This window comes from Microbacterium sp. RG1 (genome assembly GCF_005347485.1).
GTDB classification, from domain to species: Bacteria; Actinomycetota; Actinomycetes; order Actinomycetales; family Microbacteriaceae; genus Microbacterium; species Microbacterium binotii_A.
Window position 1 is genome coordinate 2,467,324 of record NZ_CP034121.1, and the last position, 15,138, is coordinate 2,482,461.

The window sequence follows — 15,138 nt, forward strand, 5'->3', positions numbered from 1 at the left end:
GGCGCGCATGCAACTGGACGAGTTCAACGCCCTCGACGCCGCCGAGGCGTCGCTGGTGGTGTCGGTGTGGGCGGCGGTGCCGGGCTGGGTCGACGCGATCGTCGCCGCGCGCCCCTTCGCCTCGATCGACGCCCTCCGCTCCTACGCCGGCGACCTCGCCGGCGTCTGGTCGCGGGCCGATCTGGATGCGGCGCTCGCGCATCATCCGCGGATCGGGGAGAAGCCGACGGGCTCGGGCGCCGAGGCCGACGCGTCACGCAAGGAGCAGGCCGCGATGTCGACCGCGGCCGACGATGTCGCCGCCGCGATCTCCGCGGGCAACCGCGCGTACGAGGAGCGCTTCGGCCGCGTCTTCCTCATCCGCGCCGCGGGTCGCAGCCCCCAGGAGATGCTCGCCGAGCTGCACCGCAGACTCGACAACGACGACGACACCGAAGCCCGCGAGGCGACCGCGCAGCTGGCCGAGATCGCCCTGCTGCGCCTGGACGCGACGATCGTCGCCGACGAGGCCGAACCGGAGGAGGCGGAGTGAGCCACCTGACCACCCACATCCTCGACGCGACCGCCGGAACGCCGGCGCCGAACGTCGCGGTCACCCTGCACCGGCATCACGAGGGCGGTGCGATCGAGAGCGTCGCCGAGGGATTCACGGATGCGGACGGCCGTCTCGCGATCGGCCCGGACCTTCTCGAGGCGGGAATGTACGCACTGACGTTCGCGACCGGCGCGTACTTCGCCGACCGCGGCGTCGAGACCTTCTACCCTCTCGCGACGGTGACCTTCACGATCGCCGACCGGCCGCACTACCACGTGCCGCTGCTGCTGAGCCCGTTCGCGTACTCCACCTACCGGGGAAGCTGACCCGCGCGGGAGGTGGAGCGCAGCTCGAGGATGAAGGGGACCACGAAGCTCGCGAGCGCCACCGCGACGGCCGTGATCACGAGCCACACCGGCGCGCCCAGCACACCGAGGACGAACCACGCGAGCAGCGCCGGAAGGGCGAGGAAGAACACGCCGGCGGCCAGCGCGAACACCCACCCGAGGCAACCGATGACGAACATGCCGGCCGCCGCGAGCGCGAACACGCTGACGCCCCCGGTGTACCCCGAGGTGTAGCCGTTGGCCCACCGCACGCCTCCGATCTGCACGCCGAGCGCGAGGACGCCGACCACGAGCACAATCCATCCACTGACTCCCCCCGCGAGCAGGCCGACAGTCACCCCGGCGCACACGATCAGCGACGTGATGATGACCGTGCGCAGGAAGTGCGTGGCCACGAGGCGCATGAACCTCGTCCACAGCCACGACCAGCCCCAGGCGGGCAGCGCCAGCAGGCCCACCCATCGCGCGGCGTCGAACCGCACCCGCGGACGGATCCGCACGGCCGCAGCGAGGCTGATCGCCACCCAGCCGAGCGGGACGTAGACCAGGCCGACGAGCACGATGGTCGACTCATCCACCCTCCCCATGACGGCGAGCGGGAGGGCGATGAGCCCGAGCGTCGCCAACAGCAGGTACGTCGCCGGCAGCCAGGACGGATGCGGTCGGTACAGCGAGTCCATCAGCGGGCGTCGGCGGATGCGGCCGCATCCATCGAGGGGACGTGCTCGCGCAGGTCCTCCACGATCGCATCGACGATGGCCGCAGCGAGCTCCGCGCCGTCCGCGGGCCAGTCGGACGCCTTGCGGCGCTTCGGATGCCACCCGCGCTTCTTGAACGACACGGACTCGGCTCCCTTGGGGGTCTTGCGTCCGAACCAGGCCGGCACATCGCCGTACTGCGACGCGCCGAACGAGTAGGCGGCCACCGCCTCCCCTCCCGCCGGTGCGTAGGAGAACTCGAACGCCAGGGCGCCGCGACCGACCTCTCCCTGCCGCGTCGACTCGCGCGTCCGACGCATCTCGACGATGCCGGACTCGAGCAGTCGCCGGTCGGTCACCGGCTTGGACTCGGCCGGATCGATGCCGCCGGCGAGTCGGTGGCCCACCGCATCCATCAGCGTTCGCGACTGCAGGTACGTGTCCTCCGTGTCGGCGATCACGAGCCTGGCCTGCTCGCTGTTGAGCGACACCTCCGGGAACCGGCGCTCGCCCACGTCCGGCTGTCCCGCGGGGCGCGGACGCCACAGCTGCCACGCCCGCGACCGCGACGGACGGCGGCGACGGATGCTGAGGTCGGACCGACGGCGCCAGCGGGTGTTCCCGAGGGAGTACTCGAACACCTCCGCAGCGAAGCTCGAGTCCGCCCGGCCCCCCGCCTGCGTCCACGGCAGGAGTTCGTACTGGCGCATCTCGTCGCCGGGAGAGGTCTGCGCGTGACGAAGGCTGATGGTGAGCGCGCCGTCCTTCTGACTCACGGGCAGCAGCACGTAGTCGTTGCCCTCGCCGACCCACGGCGCTTCCCCCTCGGCATCGGCTGCCTGGCGTTCCTGGAGGGTGAGGAAGTGCGCCCCGGGCGGGACGATCGGATAGACGGCGGTCACCGCATCCGATCCCTCTGCGTGCACGTCGATGCGCACGTCACGGGCGACCTGCTCGGACTCGTTCACGATGACGATCCCGCGCACCCCGGCGGAGCGGATGCGGTCGTGCGGCACCACGGTCCACGCCACCACACGAGCGGCCTGGGCGGCCGCCGTCCGGCGCATCTCGAGAACGAGGGCGAGCACGGCGATCGGCACGGCGAACGCCGCGATCACCGTCGCGATCTGCGCCCAGAAGTCCCAGTCCACGTTCCCGTCCGGCATGCCCGTGTCCTCTCGCCGTGCGTCATGACGCCTCGACGCTAGGGGCCGTGGAGGGCCGGGCCCGGGCGGGGAGGCCACTCCCGGACGAATCCGGACATCGGTCGCGACGGCGCGGGTGCCCGGTCAGTTGGCGTTGAGCCCGTGAGCGCGACTGTCGAGGGCGAGCTTCCAGAACGACTCGCGCTGCACGATGGTCTCCGCGCGGGTCTTGGGGTCGAAGATCTCGAGGATCGAGTACTGGAAGTGCTCGACGATGTGTCCGTCGCCGCGTGTGAGCTTGATCAGCTCGAGCTCGCGGTTGCCGCCGGAGAGATCGGCGACGTGCGCGTAGCCCGCCCACCGCTGCCACAGGCCGTTCGCCTCACCCGACGCCGAGCCGACATAGAGGCGGCCGTCGCTGAGGTCGGTGATGACATACACGCCCTTGACGCTGGAGAGGGCGTCCTTCCAGCTCGGTTCGTCGTTCGCGATGATGCGCTGCAGGTCCCGGTGACGCAGCCGTACGTTCTGGTAGCCGGGGAAGGCCCCGAGCTTCACGTCCCGGGCCAGCTCGTACACCTCGGGGGCGAGGGGGCCGTCCTGCAGGTTGTCGTAGGAGCGGAGGTAGAGGTTGCGGCCGATGGGCTCGTTCAGCTTCACGATGAGGCGCTTCACGTACTCCGAGTACCGATGGAGCGGGGTGAGCCGATAGCCGTCGTCGCCGAGCGTCTCGGGGACGGTCGGCTCGACACGGAAGAGGCCGCCGAACACGAAGTACTCGGGTCCGTACGGGTAGTACTGCGCGAACGCCAGGACATATTCCGCGCGGCCCATATTGTTGTTCTGGTGTCGCGAGCGGTACCGCGTCATGGACAGCCAGGGCTCGGGGTCGTCGGCCATCAGCAGGTCGTATGCGGCCGCGCCGCCCACGCCTGCGCGGATGTTGAACTTCACCTTCGTGCGTTCGGGTGCGGGCACGGGCATGAAGTCTGCGAATCGGATCACGGCGCTCCTCGGGGCTCTGCCGCGAGCGTACGGTCGGCCCGGTCACCGAGGAACGGTCGCTGCCGCATCCCGAACGAACCCGGACACCCGCGCGGTCGTGTTCCGAGGCCACCGAGATGAAACGCCCCACACGCACCCGCGGCACGCTACGCTCACCGCATGTTGGGGACCATCTCTCGCGGCGTCGCGATCTTCATGCTCGTCTTCGGACTGCTCGCCCTCGGCGTCTCCGTCGCGGGCCTCATCATCGAACCGACGGGATGGCTCTGGTTCTCGCTCGTGCTCGGCGTGCTGCTGACCCTTCGCGGGATCATCGGGCTCGTGCGCGACGAGACCTCGTCGCGCGGGTAGCGTCGGCCCTCATCCGCCGCGTCCGCTCGCCGCAGCGGAATGCTGCAGCCCGAGCGTTGCGACGTCTGCACGATCGGCGGGGCAGGTGCCGCGCCCGCGGCCGCAGCCGCCGACATCCGCCCCACGCGTCGTGCAGATGTCGCGACATCACCCCTTGCCGTGCGGGTCGGACTGGTTGAGGGTGGCGACCACCTGGTCGTAATCGCCGCGCGCCTCGCCGTACCGCAGGAACTTGACGCGTTCGACCTGGATCTCCGGCGCATCAGGTTCGTCCCGCAGCAGTTGCATGACCTCGTCAGCGAACGCGTCGAGCGGCATCGCGAACGCGCTGTCGCGCTGGCCAGGCAGAAGATCGGTCGCGACGGAGGGCGGCTCGAGCTCCTTCACCGCGACGGACGTTCCCGCCAACTGCAGGCGCAGCGACTCGCTCAGCATGTGGATGGCCGCCTTCGACGCGTTGTAGCTGGGGGTCGCGGCGAGCGGGGCGAAGGCGAGCCCGGACGAGACGGTGATGATCGTCGCGGACGGCTGCGCGCGCAGCTGATCGATGACGGCGGCGATGAGCCGGATCGGGCCGAGCACGTTGGTCGTGACGGTCTGCTCGGCCGAGGCGAGGAAGCCGTCGGGCGTGCTCCAGTCCTCGACGTGCATGACGCCCGCCATCGTGACGAGCACGTTCAAAGAGGGGTGACGTGCGATGACGGATGCGGTGGCGGAGCGCACGGATGCCGCATCCGCCGTGTCGATCTCGACGGTGTCGATCCCGGGGTGCGCCTCCGCGATCGTCTCGAGGAGCTGCCGGCGCCGGCCGCCGACGATGACGGTGTTGCCCGCCGCCTGCAGGCGGAGCGCGAGCGCCAGGCCGATGCCGCTGGTCGCGCCGGGGATGAAGACGGTGTTTCCGGTGATGTCCATGCCTCGAGCCTCGCCGGAGTCACCGCATCCGAGAAGGGAGCGGCTATCGGGGGATCGCCGCTCCCCCGAAGAAGGGTGGCCAACGCCTACTACTCGTGTTTCACTATTAGCGTGTCACGGATACAGGCGCGACAGGATGCGCAGCTCACGCGAGCGGTGCTTCCGATGCTCACGCTGCACCTCATCCATGCGCGCGAGTCGTACGGCTACGAACTCGTCGAACGGCTCGCTGCGCTCGGCCTGGACGCGAGCACGGGTCTCGTCTACCCGGTGCTGAACCGGATGGAACGCGAGGGCTGGGTGACGACGACCTCGAAGCCCTCGCCGAGCGGGCCGCCGCGGAAGTACTTCGCGCTCACTTCGGCGGGTATGACAGCACTCGCCGACGCCCGCACGCAGTGGGAACAGACGGCCTCGGCCGTCGACCACGTACTCACTTCCGGAAGGGAAGGCGCATGACCGGCTCACGATCCACCCGCCGCTCGACGGGGCTGCGCGCATCGCTCTACCTGATGCGCGTCGACTGGCACCTCGAAGCCGTGGTGCCAGCATCCGAACGCCGACGCATCCTCCGCTCGTTGCGCGAGGAGATCGACGATGATCCGCGACCCCTCGAGGCGGCACTCGGTGACCTCGGGTCGCCGCGCGCACTCGCGGCACGATACGGCGAGGGGGGACGACCGAGGCCGCTGTGGTCGATCGGCGTGCTCACCGCTCTGGCCGCCCTCTTCACGTACTGGGTGATCTTCCTCGCGTTCGCCGGAGGGATGCTGGCGGTCGTCGATGCTGCCGCGCCCATGAGCGCCCAGGCTCGCTTCCTGTTCGTCCCCGTCATCGCGTTCTCGAACCCGAACGGGATCGGCATCGGCTGGTCCGGCGGAGTGGAGTGGCTCGTGGTTCCCGCCGTGGTGGTGGCGGTCGCGCTCCTGGTCGGCGCGCGGTCCTGGCGCCTGTTCCGGCGCACCGACCTCGCCTAGAGCTCGTTCTCGATGAGATTCAGCTGCGTGCCGTCGAGGTCGATGAGGTGCGCGACCCGACGCCCCCAGGTCTGACGAAGCGGGGCGTGCAGCCGAGGGTGCCCCTCGGCCCGCTCAGCGACGCCGCTCGCCCGGATTGCGTCGTAGAGCGTGTCGAGATCGTCGACGCGCAGGCCGCACATGAACGAGCTCCGGGTCGGATCCAGATCGGCGGCAGGGAAGAACTCGAGCTGCAGGTCGCCGCGTTCGATGATCAGCCACTCGCTGTCGCGATACGTGGGCTGGAACCCGAAACCGCCGTAGAACGCGACCGTCGCCTCGAAGTCGCGAGACGGAAGGTGGGGAACCGCTCGATCAGTCATGCGTGGGACCTTAACCACGCGCTCGGACCTGCTCAAGCCCGGCCGCGCTCACCCGACGGGATCCGCGAGAGTCGGGGCCTGCGCATCCGGTCATCCTCATCCGCGCCGTCGCGCCCACGACGCCGGGTCACGGGCGGATCGTCGATCCCTGGTTCCGGATGCGGCCGGCCGCACACAATAGACGCATGGATCGCGCCGCCCTCGCCGACTTCCTCCGCTCTCGTCGCGAACAGCTGCGCCCGGGTGACGTGGGGCTGCCGACAGGGCCGCGTCGGCGTGCGGGCGGCCTGCGCCGCGAGGAGGTTGCGCAGCTCGCGGCGATGTCGACCGACTACTACACGCGACTCGAGCAGCAGCGAGGCCCGCAGCCGAGCACGCAGATGCTCGCCTCGCTCGCGCGTGCTCTGCGGCTGTCGGCGGACGAGCGCGATTATCTCTTCCGCGTCGCCGGTCACAATGCTCCCGACCGCATCCTGGCTCGTGATCACGTGGTGCCTGCGCTCCAGCGGGTCTTCGACCGTCTCGCGGATACACCGGCAGTGATCATCTCGTCACTGGGCGAGACGCTGCTGCAGAACCGGATGGGCGCGGCGCTGCTCGGTGACCACGCGGGGGCGAGCGGGTGGGAGCGCTACGAGGCGTACCGCTGGTTCGCGCACCCCGATGCGGCACGCGCCCGCTATCCGCGCGACGACCACGAACGGCAGTCACGTGCTCTCGTCTCGGGGCTTCGCGCCGTGGTAGCCGTCGAGGGGATGCGCGCGCAGGCGCTCGTCGACGAGCTTCTGCGGATCAGCGACGAGTTCGCGGCGCTGTGGGAGAGGCAGGAGGTCGCGCGCCGGTTCAGCGATCACAAGGTGCTCCTGCACCCCGAGATCGGACCGATCGAGGTGGACTGCCAGGTGCTGTTCACCGAGGACCAGTCACAGTCCCTCCTCGTGCTCACCGCGGCGCCCGGCTCGAGCGACGAGGAGAAGCTGCGGCTGCTGGGGGTGGTCGGGGTACAGGAGTTCGGCCGCGTCGACTGAAGGCGCCGGCATCCGGGCTCCGCCACGAGGTCCGACGTTCCAGACATGTCCCCGGGCGTCGAGATGGCGCAATCAGGTGAGAGGTCGATCGATGAGCGTTCACCGGTGGTGGCGCCGCGGCGCGCGGCTGCGCCACCACCGGGTGAGACGCGACGCGGGACGATCCGCATCGGGCGCGGGTGGATGGTGCGCATCCGTGTAATCGAACACCTCGCGCCACGCGCGGCGCGTCCGCTGAGGATCCAGACCCGCCAGGACGACGGCCAGACCCGCGAAGGAGATGACCGCCAGACAGAAGACCAGGACGAACACCAGGTTCGGCAGCGACCAGCTCTCGGTGAGCCGGGGGACGAAGCCGAGGGTAGCCACGACGAGAGCGGTGGCCGACACGGCCACCGCCGTGTTCGTCTGGGCCTTGCCGGCGAGCGCGATGCGCATCTGCAGGCGTTCGTCGGCGGAGAGCGAGGCGTACGTCTTCACATCGGCGGAGGTGGGCTTCCGCCCGAAATCGAACAGCGTGACCATTCGACCACGTTCCCAGGAGGTCCCGACGCTGGGGTGCGACAGCTCCGCCTAGAGCCCTCAAGGGCGACCGGCTGAAGCCACCGGTCGCCCCCGATCAGGAGGCGGTCAGGGCATGACCAGGACGGCCTTGACGGCTGCGCCGGACTGCGTGTCGGCGATCGCCTTCTCGATCTCATCGAACGGGTAGGTCGTCACGAGGGTGTCGAACGGGAACTCGCCGGCCTTGTACATGGCCAGCAGCTTGGGAATGAAGGTCTGCGGCACGGCGTCGCCTTCGATCGCGCCGACGAGAGTCACGCCGGAGCCGGAGAACAGGCCGACGGGGGCGACCGCATCCGGCTTCGCAACGCCGACCGTGGCGACCTTCGCGCCGAAGCGCGCCGAAGCGACGAGGTTGCCGATGACCGCGGGAATCGCCGTGGTGTCGAGCGCGTACTCGGCTCCGACGCCGCCCGTGGCCGCCTTGATCTGGTCGACGACGTCGTCCGCCTTGCCGTCGACGAGGTGCGTGGCACCGAGACGCTTCGCGGCCTCGAGGCGCTCGGGCAGGACGTCGACGGCGACGATCGTCGTCGCCCCCGCAGCCTTGGCCGCCATGATCGCCGACAGCCCGACGGCCCCCGTTCCGCTGACGACGAGCGCGTCGCCCGCGCCGACGCCGAGCGAGTTGAGCACGGTTCCCGCGCCGGTCTGGATGCCGCATCCGAGCGGCCCGACGAGTTCGAGAGGGACGTCCTCGTCGATCTTCACCGCGTTGCGCGCCGCCACCAGGGCGTGCGTCGCGAACGACGACTGTCCGAAGAAGCTGCCGACGACCTCGCCGCCGTCGGGGAGAGCCATCGTTCCGGTTCCGTCGGCGCGGACGCCTCCGATGTTGAGGAGCATGAACTGCAGGCAGTAGGCGGGGCGTCCCGCGAGACAGTTCTCGCAGCGCCCGCACGACGCGAATGACACGGCGACGTGGTCGCCCTCGGCGAAGCCGGTCACGTCGGCGCCCACGCGCTCTACGATGCCCGCGCCTTCATGGCCCAGCACGCGCGGGAAGGCGCTCGGGATGTGGCCGTGCTGCACGGCGAGGTCGGTGTGGCACAGGCCGGCCGCGACGATGCGGACGAGCAGCTCGTCGGGACGGGGATCCTGGAGTACGACGTCTTCGAAGACGAACGACTCGTCGACTCCGTTGAGCACGGCTGCGAGGGCGGTGGTGGACATGGCGAACCTCCTGAGAAAACTCAATGCGCACGTATGTAACCGCGCGCATCGTCAGGCTACGCCTGCCCCAGAGGCAACGATCCGAGATCGATTCTCAATTTGTCCGGCCGGCCAGCGTGCGCCGCGCGCGAGGCAGATGGTGGCGATGCGGTAGTTCTGTCGACGTAAAGAAACGGCTCATGTCGCCTGTGCGCCGGCCCCTGCGCTCGCTATGCTCGCGACCACATCGAACACACTCTTGGGGGAACAATGGAGTTCGAGGACCGTTTCGCGGCGCTCGCGTCGAAGGTTCGCAATCAGGCAGCGGCCATCGGGACTGAAGAGGCGACAAAGAACGCATTCGTCATGCCCTTCATTTCCACAATCCTCGGATACGACGTCTTCGATCCGCTGGAGGTCGTGCCGGAGTTCACCGCAGACGTGGGCATAAAGCGCGGCGAGAAGGTCGATTACGCCATCATGCGCGACGGCGAAGTCCAGATCCTCATCGAGTGCAAGGTATCGACCGGCGTCCCCAAGGTCGAGCATGCCTCTCAGCTGTATCGGTACTTCGCAACGACCAACGCGCGAATTGCGGCGTTGACGAACGGGGTGATCTGGCAGTTCTTCACCGATCTGGACGCACCGAACATCATGGATGCGAAACCGTTTCTCGTGCTCGATCTCGCGGACATCGATGAGACACTCGTACCCGAGATCCGCAAGCTCAGCAAGGAGAACTTCGACCTCGACTCGATCATCAGCGCGGCCGAGGAGCTGAAGTACGTCGGTGCTCTGAAGCGGGAGATCTCAAGGCAGTTCCGCGAGCCCAGCGACGAGTGGATCAAGTTCTTCACGACACGCGTCTACGACGGCTCGTACACCCAAAAGGTGCGAGAGCAGTTCACCAGCCTCGTAGCCAAGGCTTCGCGGCAATTTCTCACCGAGAGCGTCAACGACAGACTGAAAACCGCGCTCGGGCCAGGAGTAGGGATAAGACCTGAGACCCCGTCCACTGAGGTGCCGTCGTCGCCCGTCGCAGAGAGTGACATAGCTCGGGATACGGAGATCGAGACAACGCTCGAAGAGCTCGAGGGATACCAGATCGTCAAGGCGATCGCGTGCGGTGTCGTCAAGCCTCAGCGGGTGACGCACAGGGACGCGAAGAGCTACTTCGCCGTCCTGCTCGACGACAACAACCGCAAGCCGATTGCGCGCCTGCATTTCAACGGACGTCAGAAGTACCTCGGCCTCATGGATGCTGAGAAGGTCGAGACCCGGCATCCGATCGAGTCGCTCGAGGAGATCTACGAACACGCGGACGCGATCCGCGAGGCCGTCTCGCGGTACGCGTGAGGCAGTCGATCGACCCAGTCGATCCGCACACGCCCATCGATCGATTTCCGCACGCTTTCTGAATGCGGCGACTCGTCAGCGATCCGCGCTCGCGATCCAAGCGGCGATGTCCGAGGCCCCTCCTATTCTTAGAACATGTCTTCGAAGGTTGCGAGCGTCGTCGGTCTCTCCGACGCGGATGCGGCTGCGCTCGCATCCATCGCACACCAGGTGGACGCGGCGCAGGCCGACCTCGCCGCCGCGCAGGCGCGTCTGGTGCGCGCACTCGCCCGCGCGGAGGAGCTCGCGTGCCGGATGAGCGACGGGCAGAGTCGGTCCGCGCGCGCTGCCGACATGGCCCACCGCGCCATCGCGAGCGAACTGGCGGTTCCGCTGCGGATCTCCGACCGCACGATGCAGCGCCGGATGGTCGAGGCCGCCGAGCTCGTGACGAGCTATCCGGCAACCGTCGACGCGTGGGAGGCGGGGCACATCACGCAGGCGCACGTCCGCGTGATCAGCGAGAGCGGCGGCGCGCTGCCCGGGCACGCACGAGCGGAGTTCGAGCAGCGCGCGCTCGTGCGGTGTGAGGAAGACACCGCGGGCCGCGTCCGCACGAGTGTGCAGATGATCGCCGAGCGGCTGCATCCGCGCACCCTCACGGAGCGTCACCGTGATGCGGCCGAGATGCGCACCGTAACCGTTCACCCCCTCGACGACGGCATGTGCGAGCTGACCGCAACCATCCCCCTACTCCTGGGCGACGCCATCCACGACCGCCTCACCCGCATGGCGGCCGTCATCCAAGACGCCCGCGGCGCCGCTGCGCAGCGACTGCGCACGGACGGCGATCGAACGGACGAGATCGTGGCGTCAGACGCGCGGACGATGGATCAGGTACGTGCGGATGTCCTCACCGACCTCCTCCTCAGCGCGGCCCCTGCGGTGGATCCCACCGCCAGCGGCGACCAGCCCGGCGCTCTCGGCGCCATCCGCGCCCACGTGCAGGTCGTCGTGCCCGCGCTGACCCTGCTGCACGCATCCGAGCACCCGGCCGACCTCGCCGGACGCGCACCGATCGACGCCGACACCGCCCGGCTCCTGGCCGGGGCAGCGTCGGGCTGGGATCGCCTGTTGACTCACCCCGCGACGGGCCAGGTACTCGCCACCGACCGCTACCAGCCCACGCCCGATCTTCGGCGTCGGCTGCGCGCCCGCGACGCGCACTGCCGATTCCCCGGATGCCGCGTGCCCGCCATCCGCCATGAGCACGACCACACGCACGACCACGCACTGGGCGGGTCCACCACGCTCGAGAACCTCGAAGGGCTGTGTCAACGCCACCACTCCATGAAGCAGTTCACCGGCTGGCGCGTGAGACAGATCCACGCGGGCGTCCTCGCATGGACCTCGCCCCTCGGATACACCTACATCGACGAGCCGCCGTCACCCAGCGTGCATTTCGTCCCGGAGTTCGCGCCACCCGAGCCCGACCCTCCACCCGCGGGTCCACCGCCGCCGTTCTGAACCCGAGTCGCCGCCGGCCGCGAGCGGACGCGGTTGGTCGGTGCGCACATGGCGCGGGACCACGCGGCCACTCGGCGTGCACACTGCTCCTCCGCGCGCACGCGGCGACACGGAACCGCGCGCGTCAGCGAGGAGCCCGCCGCGTCAGCGAGGAGACAGCCGCGTCAGCGAGGAGACAGGCGTCAGCGGTCCGTAGCCGTGCGTCCCGAGATCGGGAGGAGCGGGATCGCAAGCCCGAGGAGAGCGACGAGCGGCCACCAACTCGCAGCGGCCAGAGCGAGCGCGACGCCGAGCACGGCGAGCCCGAGAGCGAGTGACCAGACCACGACACGGAGCCACGCGGGCACGTCGGTCGAAGCGGAAGCCATATTCCGAGGGTAAGTCGGAACCGAGTGTTCGCGACGAGGCTCACACGAGCGCCCCAGCAACGCTGAGGGGTGGATGCTGTGAGCACCGGATGCAGGGGCCCATAATCGGCACCATGACGCAGACCGACGGATCCCGCGACATCCGCGTCGTCGCGCCCGCCCTCGGCCTCGCGCTCCTGCAGGGCGCCGTGACCGGCCTCGTCCTCCTGTTCGCATTCTGGGACGCGTTCTCCCAGATCGACTGCGCGAAGTGCTTCCCGGCGGTGCAGACCGCGCGCTGGGCGCTCACCGGAGCGTTGATCCTCGGCTGGGGGATCACGTTGGCCGCGCTCGTGACCGGCCACATCCGGCAACGAGCGTCATCGTGGGCACCGGTCGCCGGCAGCGCCGTCATCGTCGTCGGCTATCTCCTGTTCCGCAGCATCATCTATGCGGCCTGATCACGAGGTGGCGTCCCGCGGTTCCCAGGCGCGGAACACGGCTCTCAGGCGTGGAACACGGAGTGCAGGTCGTCGTGCCCGGCCACCGACCGGCCGCCCAGAGCGTCGAGCTCCATGAGCACCGCCACGCCGGCCACGGAGCAACCGATCCGCTCCACCAGGTCGCGCGCCGCGGCGATCGTGCCACCCGTCGCGAGAACGTCGTCGAGCAGAAGCACACGCGTTCCCGGGGCGATGTCGTCGTGCATCTCGATCGTCGCGGTGCCGTACTCGAGCGCGTAGTCGACGGATGCGGCCGGCCGCGGCAACTTGCCCGCCTTGCGGATCGGCACGAGACCCACACCGGCGGCGATGGCCGCGGCTCCGGCCAGCAGGAACCCGCGCGCCTCGATACCGGCGACCACGTCGTAGGTACCGGCGAACGGCTCGAGCATCGCGTCGATCACGACACGAAGGCCCTCACCGTCGGCGAGCAGCGGCGCGATGTCGCGGAAGAGCACGCCGGGCTCCGGGTAGTCGGGGATGACGGCGATGAGCTTTTCGGCGCGCTCGAGCGCGGCGGAATTCGAGGGGGTCACCCGTCGATGGTAGTCGGCGCACCGTGACCATCGCCGCGATCAGAACCGGGCGAACCACGAATCGCCCACGGAAAGCCGGGCTTCGAATCGATACGATCACACCCGGTACCATCGGATGCATGACCTCGACGCACGATGCCTCGACCGTGATCGCCGCGCCCGGATCCGAGTGGTGGCGCACTGCCGTGATCTACCAGATCTATCCGCGCTCGTTCGCGGACGCCAACGGCGACGGCATCGGCGACCTCCCCGGCATCACCGCCCGCCTCGACTCGCTCGCCGAGCTGGGCATCGACGCGATCTGGCTGAGCCCTTTCATGGTCTCGCCCCAGAAGGATGCCGGCTACGACGTCGCCGACTACTGCGACGTCGACCCGCTGTTCGGCACCCTCGACGATTTCGACGCCATGCTGGCCAAGGCGCACGGCCTCGGCATCCGCGTCATCGTCGACCTCGTGCCCAACCACTCCTCCGACCAGCACGTCTGGTTCCAGCAGGCCCTCGCCGCCGCCCCCGGCAGCCCCGAGCGCGCGCGGTACATCTTCCGCGACGGCAAGGGCGAGAACGGCGAGCTGCCGCCCAACAACTGGGAGTCCGTGTTCGGCGGCGGGATGTGGGAGCGCGTCATCGAGGCCGACGGCACCCCGGGCCAGTGGTACCTGCACATCTTCGACGTGAGCCAGGCCGACTTCGACTGGACCAACCCCGAGGTGCAGGAGTACTTCCGCGGCGTGCTGCGGTTCTGGCTCGACCGGGGCGTCGACGGATTCCGGGTGGACGTCGCCCACGGAATGATCAAGAAGGACGGCCTGCCGGATTACACGCCGCCCGCCGACGGCGACTCGATGGGCGGCGACGAGGACGACGTGCCCTACTGGGGACAGCCCGGCGTCCACGAGATCTACCGCGACTGGCACAAGGTGCTCGCCGAGTACGACGGCGACCGCGCACTGTGCGCCGAGGCGTGGCTGCCCACGCCCGACAAGACCGCGCTGTGGGTGCGCCCCGACGAGATGCACCAGGCGTTCAACTTCCCGTACCTGACGACGGCGTGGGATGCGGACGCCCTCCGCACGGTCATCAGCGACTCGCTGCGAGCGTTCCCCGCGGTCGGCGCCCCGGCCACATGGGTGCTCTCGAACCACGACGTGATCCGTCACGCCTCGCGCCTCGCCCTCTCGGCCGAGAGCCCGCAGGGCGAAGGCATCGGACCGCTCTCCGAAGCCCAGCCGATCCCCGCACTCGGCCTGCGCCGCGCCCGCGCGGCCACCGCCGTCATGCTCTCCCTGCCCGGCTCCGCCTACATCTATCAGGGCGAGGAGCTCGGGCTGCCCGAGGTCATCGACATCCCCGACGACGCGCGCCAGGACCCGACGTGGTTCCGCACGAACCACGAGAAGTACGGCCGCGACGGCTGCCGCGTCCCGATCCCGTGGGAGGCCGCATCCCCCGCCTACGGCTTCAACGGCACGGGCGCATCGTGGCTGCCGCAGCCCGCGGAGTGGGCGCAGCACGCGCGCGACGTGGAGCAGCACGATCCCGACTCGACGTTGGCGCTCTACACGCATCTGCTCCGGGTGCGGAAGGCGCACGGCCTGGGTGCCGCCCCCTTCACCTGGCTCGACGGCTACCCGGAGACGGTGCTCGCCTTCCGCAGCGGCGACGTCACGGTGATCGCCAACCTCGGCGACGACGTGATCGAGCTTCCCGCCGGCGACATCCTCGTCTCGAGCGAGCCGCTCGAGGGACGTCAGCTTCCCGCCGACACGGCGGTCTGGCTCGCCGCCGCCTGATCGTCGATCACGAGCACG

The 15,138-nt window shown here is 69.3% G+C and carries 19 protein-coding genes; 10 read left to right on the forward strand and 9 right to left on the reverse strand.

The features are described from left to right. The first annotated feature begins 7 nt into the window (after positions 1 to 7). Together uraD and uraH are read left to right on the forward strand one after the other, a co-directional pair. The gene (gene uraD, locus EHF32_RS11970; protein ID WP_137418395.1) at positions 8 to 532 is read left to right on the forward strand and encodes a 2-oxo-4-hydroxy-4-carboxy-5-ureidoimidazoline decarboxylase; all 525 of its coding nucleotides are present in this window, start codon (positions 8 to 10) and stop codon (positions 530 to 532) included. Then, positions 529 to 861: a hydroxyisourate hydrolase gene (uraH, locus tag EHF32_RS11975; RefSeq protein ID WP_137418396.1), complete on the forward strand. Its 333-nt coding sequence runs from the start codon at positions 529 to 531 to the stop codon at positions 859 to 861. The genes uraD and uraH overlap by 4 nt, the downstream gene beginning before the upstream one ends. Here the strand turns inward: uraH and EHF32_RS11980 are convergent. The 3 genes from EHF32_RS11980 to EHF32_RS11990 all read right to left on the reverse strand — a co-directional run bounded on the left by EHF32_RS11980 (position 846) and on the right by EHF32_RS11990 (position 3,730). Then, positions 846 to 1,562, reverse strand: a complete 717-nt coding sequence (locus tag EHF32_RS11980; protein WP_137418397.1) for a hypothetical protein — start codon at positions 1,560 to 1,562, stop codon at positions 846 to 848. The genes uraH and EHF32_RS11980 overlap by 16 nt on opposite strands. After that, on the reverse strand, positions 1,562 to 2,746 hold the full coding sequence (locus EHF32_RS11985) for a hypothetical protein (protein WP_137418398.1): 1,185 nt from the start codon (positions 2,744 to 2,746) through the stop codon (positions 1,562 to 1,564). Before EHF32_RS11985 ends, EHF32_RS11980 begins: the two co-directional genes overlap by 1 nt. A gap of 123 nt (positions 2,747 to 2,869) precedes the next feature. After that, complete coding sequence (locus tag EHF32_RS11990) at positions 2,870 to 3,730, reverse strand: GIY-YIG nuclease family protein (protein WP_202876815.1); 861 nt, start codon at positions 3,728 to 3,730, stop codon at positions 2,870 to 2,872. A 159-nt stretch (positions 3,731 to 3,889) separates the two neighbouring features. Here EHF32_RS11990 and EHF32_RS11995 point away from each other — a divergent pair, with 159 nt between their 5' ends. Continuing rightward, positions 3,890 to 4,081, forward strand: a complete 192-nt coding sequence (locus EHF32_RS11995; protein ID WP_137418399.1) for a hypothetical protein — start codon at positions 3,890 to 3,892, stop codon at positions 4,079 to 4,081. Between the two features lie 147 nt (positions 4,082 to 4,228). Here the strand turns inward: EHF32_RS11995 and EHF32_RS12000 are convergent, their stop codons facing one another. Next, entirely contained in the window at positions 4,229 to 4,996 is a 768-nt protein-coding gene (locus EHF32_RS12000) for an SDR family oxidoreductase (protein ID WP_137418400.1), read from the reverse strand. Between the two features lie 111 nt (positions 4,997 to 5,107). Here EHF32_RS12000 and EHF32_RS12005 point away from each other — a divergent pair, with 111 nt between their 5' ends. Further along, positions 5,108 to 5,455: a PadR family transcriptional regulator gene (locus EHF32_RS12005; RefSeq protein WP_137418401.1), complete on the forward strand. Its 348-nt coding sequence runs from the start codon at positions 5,108 to 5,110 to the stop codon at positions 5,453 to 5,455. Further along, positions 5,452 to 5,973, forward strand: coding sequence for an HAAS signaling domain-containing protein (locus tag EHF32_RS12010; protein WP_137418402.1), 522 nt, complete (start codon positions 5,452 to 5,454; stop codon positions 5,971 to 5,973). Before EHF32_RS12005 ends, EHF32_RS12010 begins: the two co-directional genes overlap by 4 nt. On the opposite strand, the gene EHF32_RS12015 is transcribed toward EHF32_RS12010, so the two are convergent. After that, positions 5,970 to 6,335 carry a bleomycin resistance protein gene (locus EHF32_RS12015; RefSeq protein ID WP_137418403.1) on the reverse strand — a complete coding sequence of 122 codons (366 nt, stop codon included), beginning with the start codon at positions 6,333 to 6,335 and terminating at the stop codon, positions 5,970 to 5,972. The genes EHF32_RS12010 and EHF32_RS12015 overlap by 4 nt on opposite strands. A 185-nt stretch (positions 6,336 to 6,520) precedes the next feature. On the opposite strand from EHF32_RS12015, the gene EHF32_RS12020 reads away from it, so the two are divergent. Further along, positions 6,521 to 7,363 carry a helix-turn-helix transcriptional regulator gene (locus tag EHF32_RS12020; RefSeq protein ID WP_137418404.1) on the forward strand — a complete coding sequence of 281 codons (843 nt, stop codon included), beginning with the start codon at positions 6,521 to 6,523 and terminating at the stop codon, positions 7,361 to 7,363. 99 nt (positions 7,364 to 7,462) lie between these two features. Here EHF32_RS12020 and EHF32_RS12025 read toward each other — a convergent pair whose 3' ends face one another. Both EHF32_RS12025 and EHF32_RS12030 read right to left on the reverse strand, forming a co-directional pair. After that, positions 7,463 to 7,888, reverse strand: coding sequence for a hypothetical protein (locus EHF32_RS12025; RefSeq protein WP_137418405.1), 426 nt, complete (start codon positions 7,886 to 7,888; stop codon positions 7,463 to 7,465). 105 nt (positions 7,889 to 7,993) lie between these two features. After that, positions 7,994 to 9,100, reverse strand: coding sequence for an NAD(P)-dependent alcohol dehydrogenase (locus EHF32_RS12030; RefSeq protein WP_137418406.1), 1,107 nt, complete (start codon positions 9,098 to 9,100; stop codon positions 7,994 to 7,996). A gap of 249 nt (positions 9,101 to 9,349) precedes the next feature. Here EHF32_RS12030 and EHF32_RS12035 point away from each other — a divergent pair, with 249 nt between their 5' ends. Together EHF32_RS12035 and EHF32_RS12040 are read left to right on the forward strand one after the other, a co-directional pair. Next, the gene (locus EHF32_RS12035; RefSeq protein WP_137418407.1) at positions 9,350 to 10,435 is read left to right on the forward strand and encodes a type I restriction enzyme HsdR N-terminal domain-containing protein; all 1,086 of its coding nucleotides are present in this window, start codon (positions 9,350 to 9,352) and stop codon (positions 10,433 to 10,435) included. A gap of 135 nt (positions 10,436 to 10,570) precedes the next feature. Next, a complete protein-coding gene (locus EHF32_RS12040) occupies positions 10,571 to 11,941 on the forward strand; it encodes an HNH endonuclease signature motif containing protein (protein ID WP_137418408.1) in 1,371 nt (456 codons plus the stop codon). A gap of 182 nt (positions 11,942 to 12,123) precedes the next feature. Here EHF32_RS12040 and EHF32_RS12045 read toward each other — a convergent pair whose 3' ends face one another. Beyond that, entirely contained in the window at positions 12,124 to 12,309 is a 186-nt protein-coding gene (locus tag EHF32_RS12045) for a hypothetical protein (protein WP_137418409.1), read from the reverse strand. 113 nt (positions 12,310 to 12,422) lie between these two features. Here EHF32_RS12045 and EHF32_RS12050 point away from each other — a divergent pair, with 113 nt between their 5' ends. Continuing rightward, positions 12,423 to 12,749 carry a hypothetical protein gene (locus EHF32_RS12050; protein WP_137418410.1) on the forward strand — a complete coding sequence of 109 codons (327 nt, stop codon included), beginning with the start codon at positions 12,423 to 12,425 and terminating at the stop codon, positions 12,747 to 12,749. Between the two features lie 44 nt (positions 12,750 to 12,793). Here the strand turns inward: EHF32_RS12050 and EHF32_RS12055 are convergent, their stop codons facing one another. Further along, a complete protein-coding gene (locus tag EHF32_RS12055) occupies positions 12,794 to 13,327 on the reverse strand; it encodes an adenine phosphoribosyltransferase (RefSeq protein WP_137418411.1) in 534 nt (177 codons plus the stop codon). A gap of 119 nt (positions 13,328 to 13,446) precedes the next feature. On the opposite strand from EHF32_RS12055, the gene EHF32_RS12060 reads away from it, so the two are divergent. Continuing rightward, the gene (locus EHF32_RS12060; RefSeq protein WP_137418412.1) at positions 13,447 to 15,120 is read left to right on the forward strand and encodes a glycoside hydrolase family 13 protein; all 1,674 of its coding nucleotides are present in this window, start codon (positions 13,447 to 13,449) and stop codon (positions 15,118 to 15,120) included. The last annotated feature ends 18 nt before the right edge of the window (positions 15,121 to 15,138 follow it).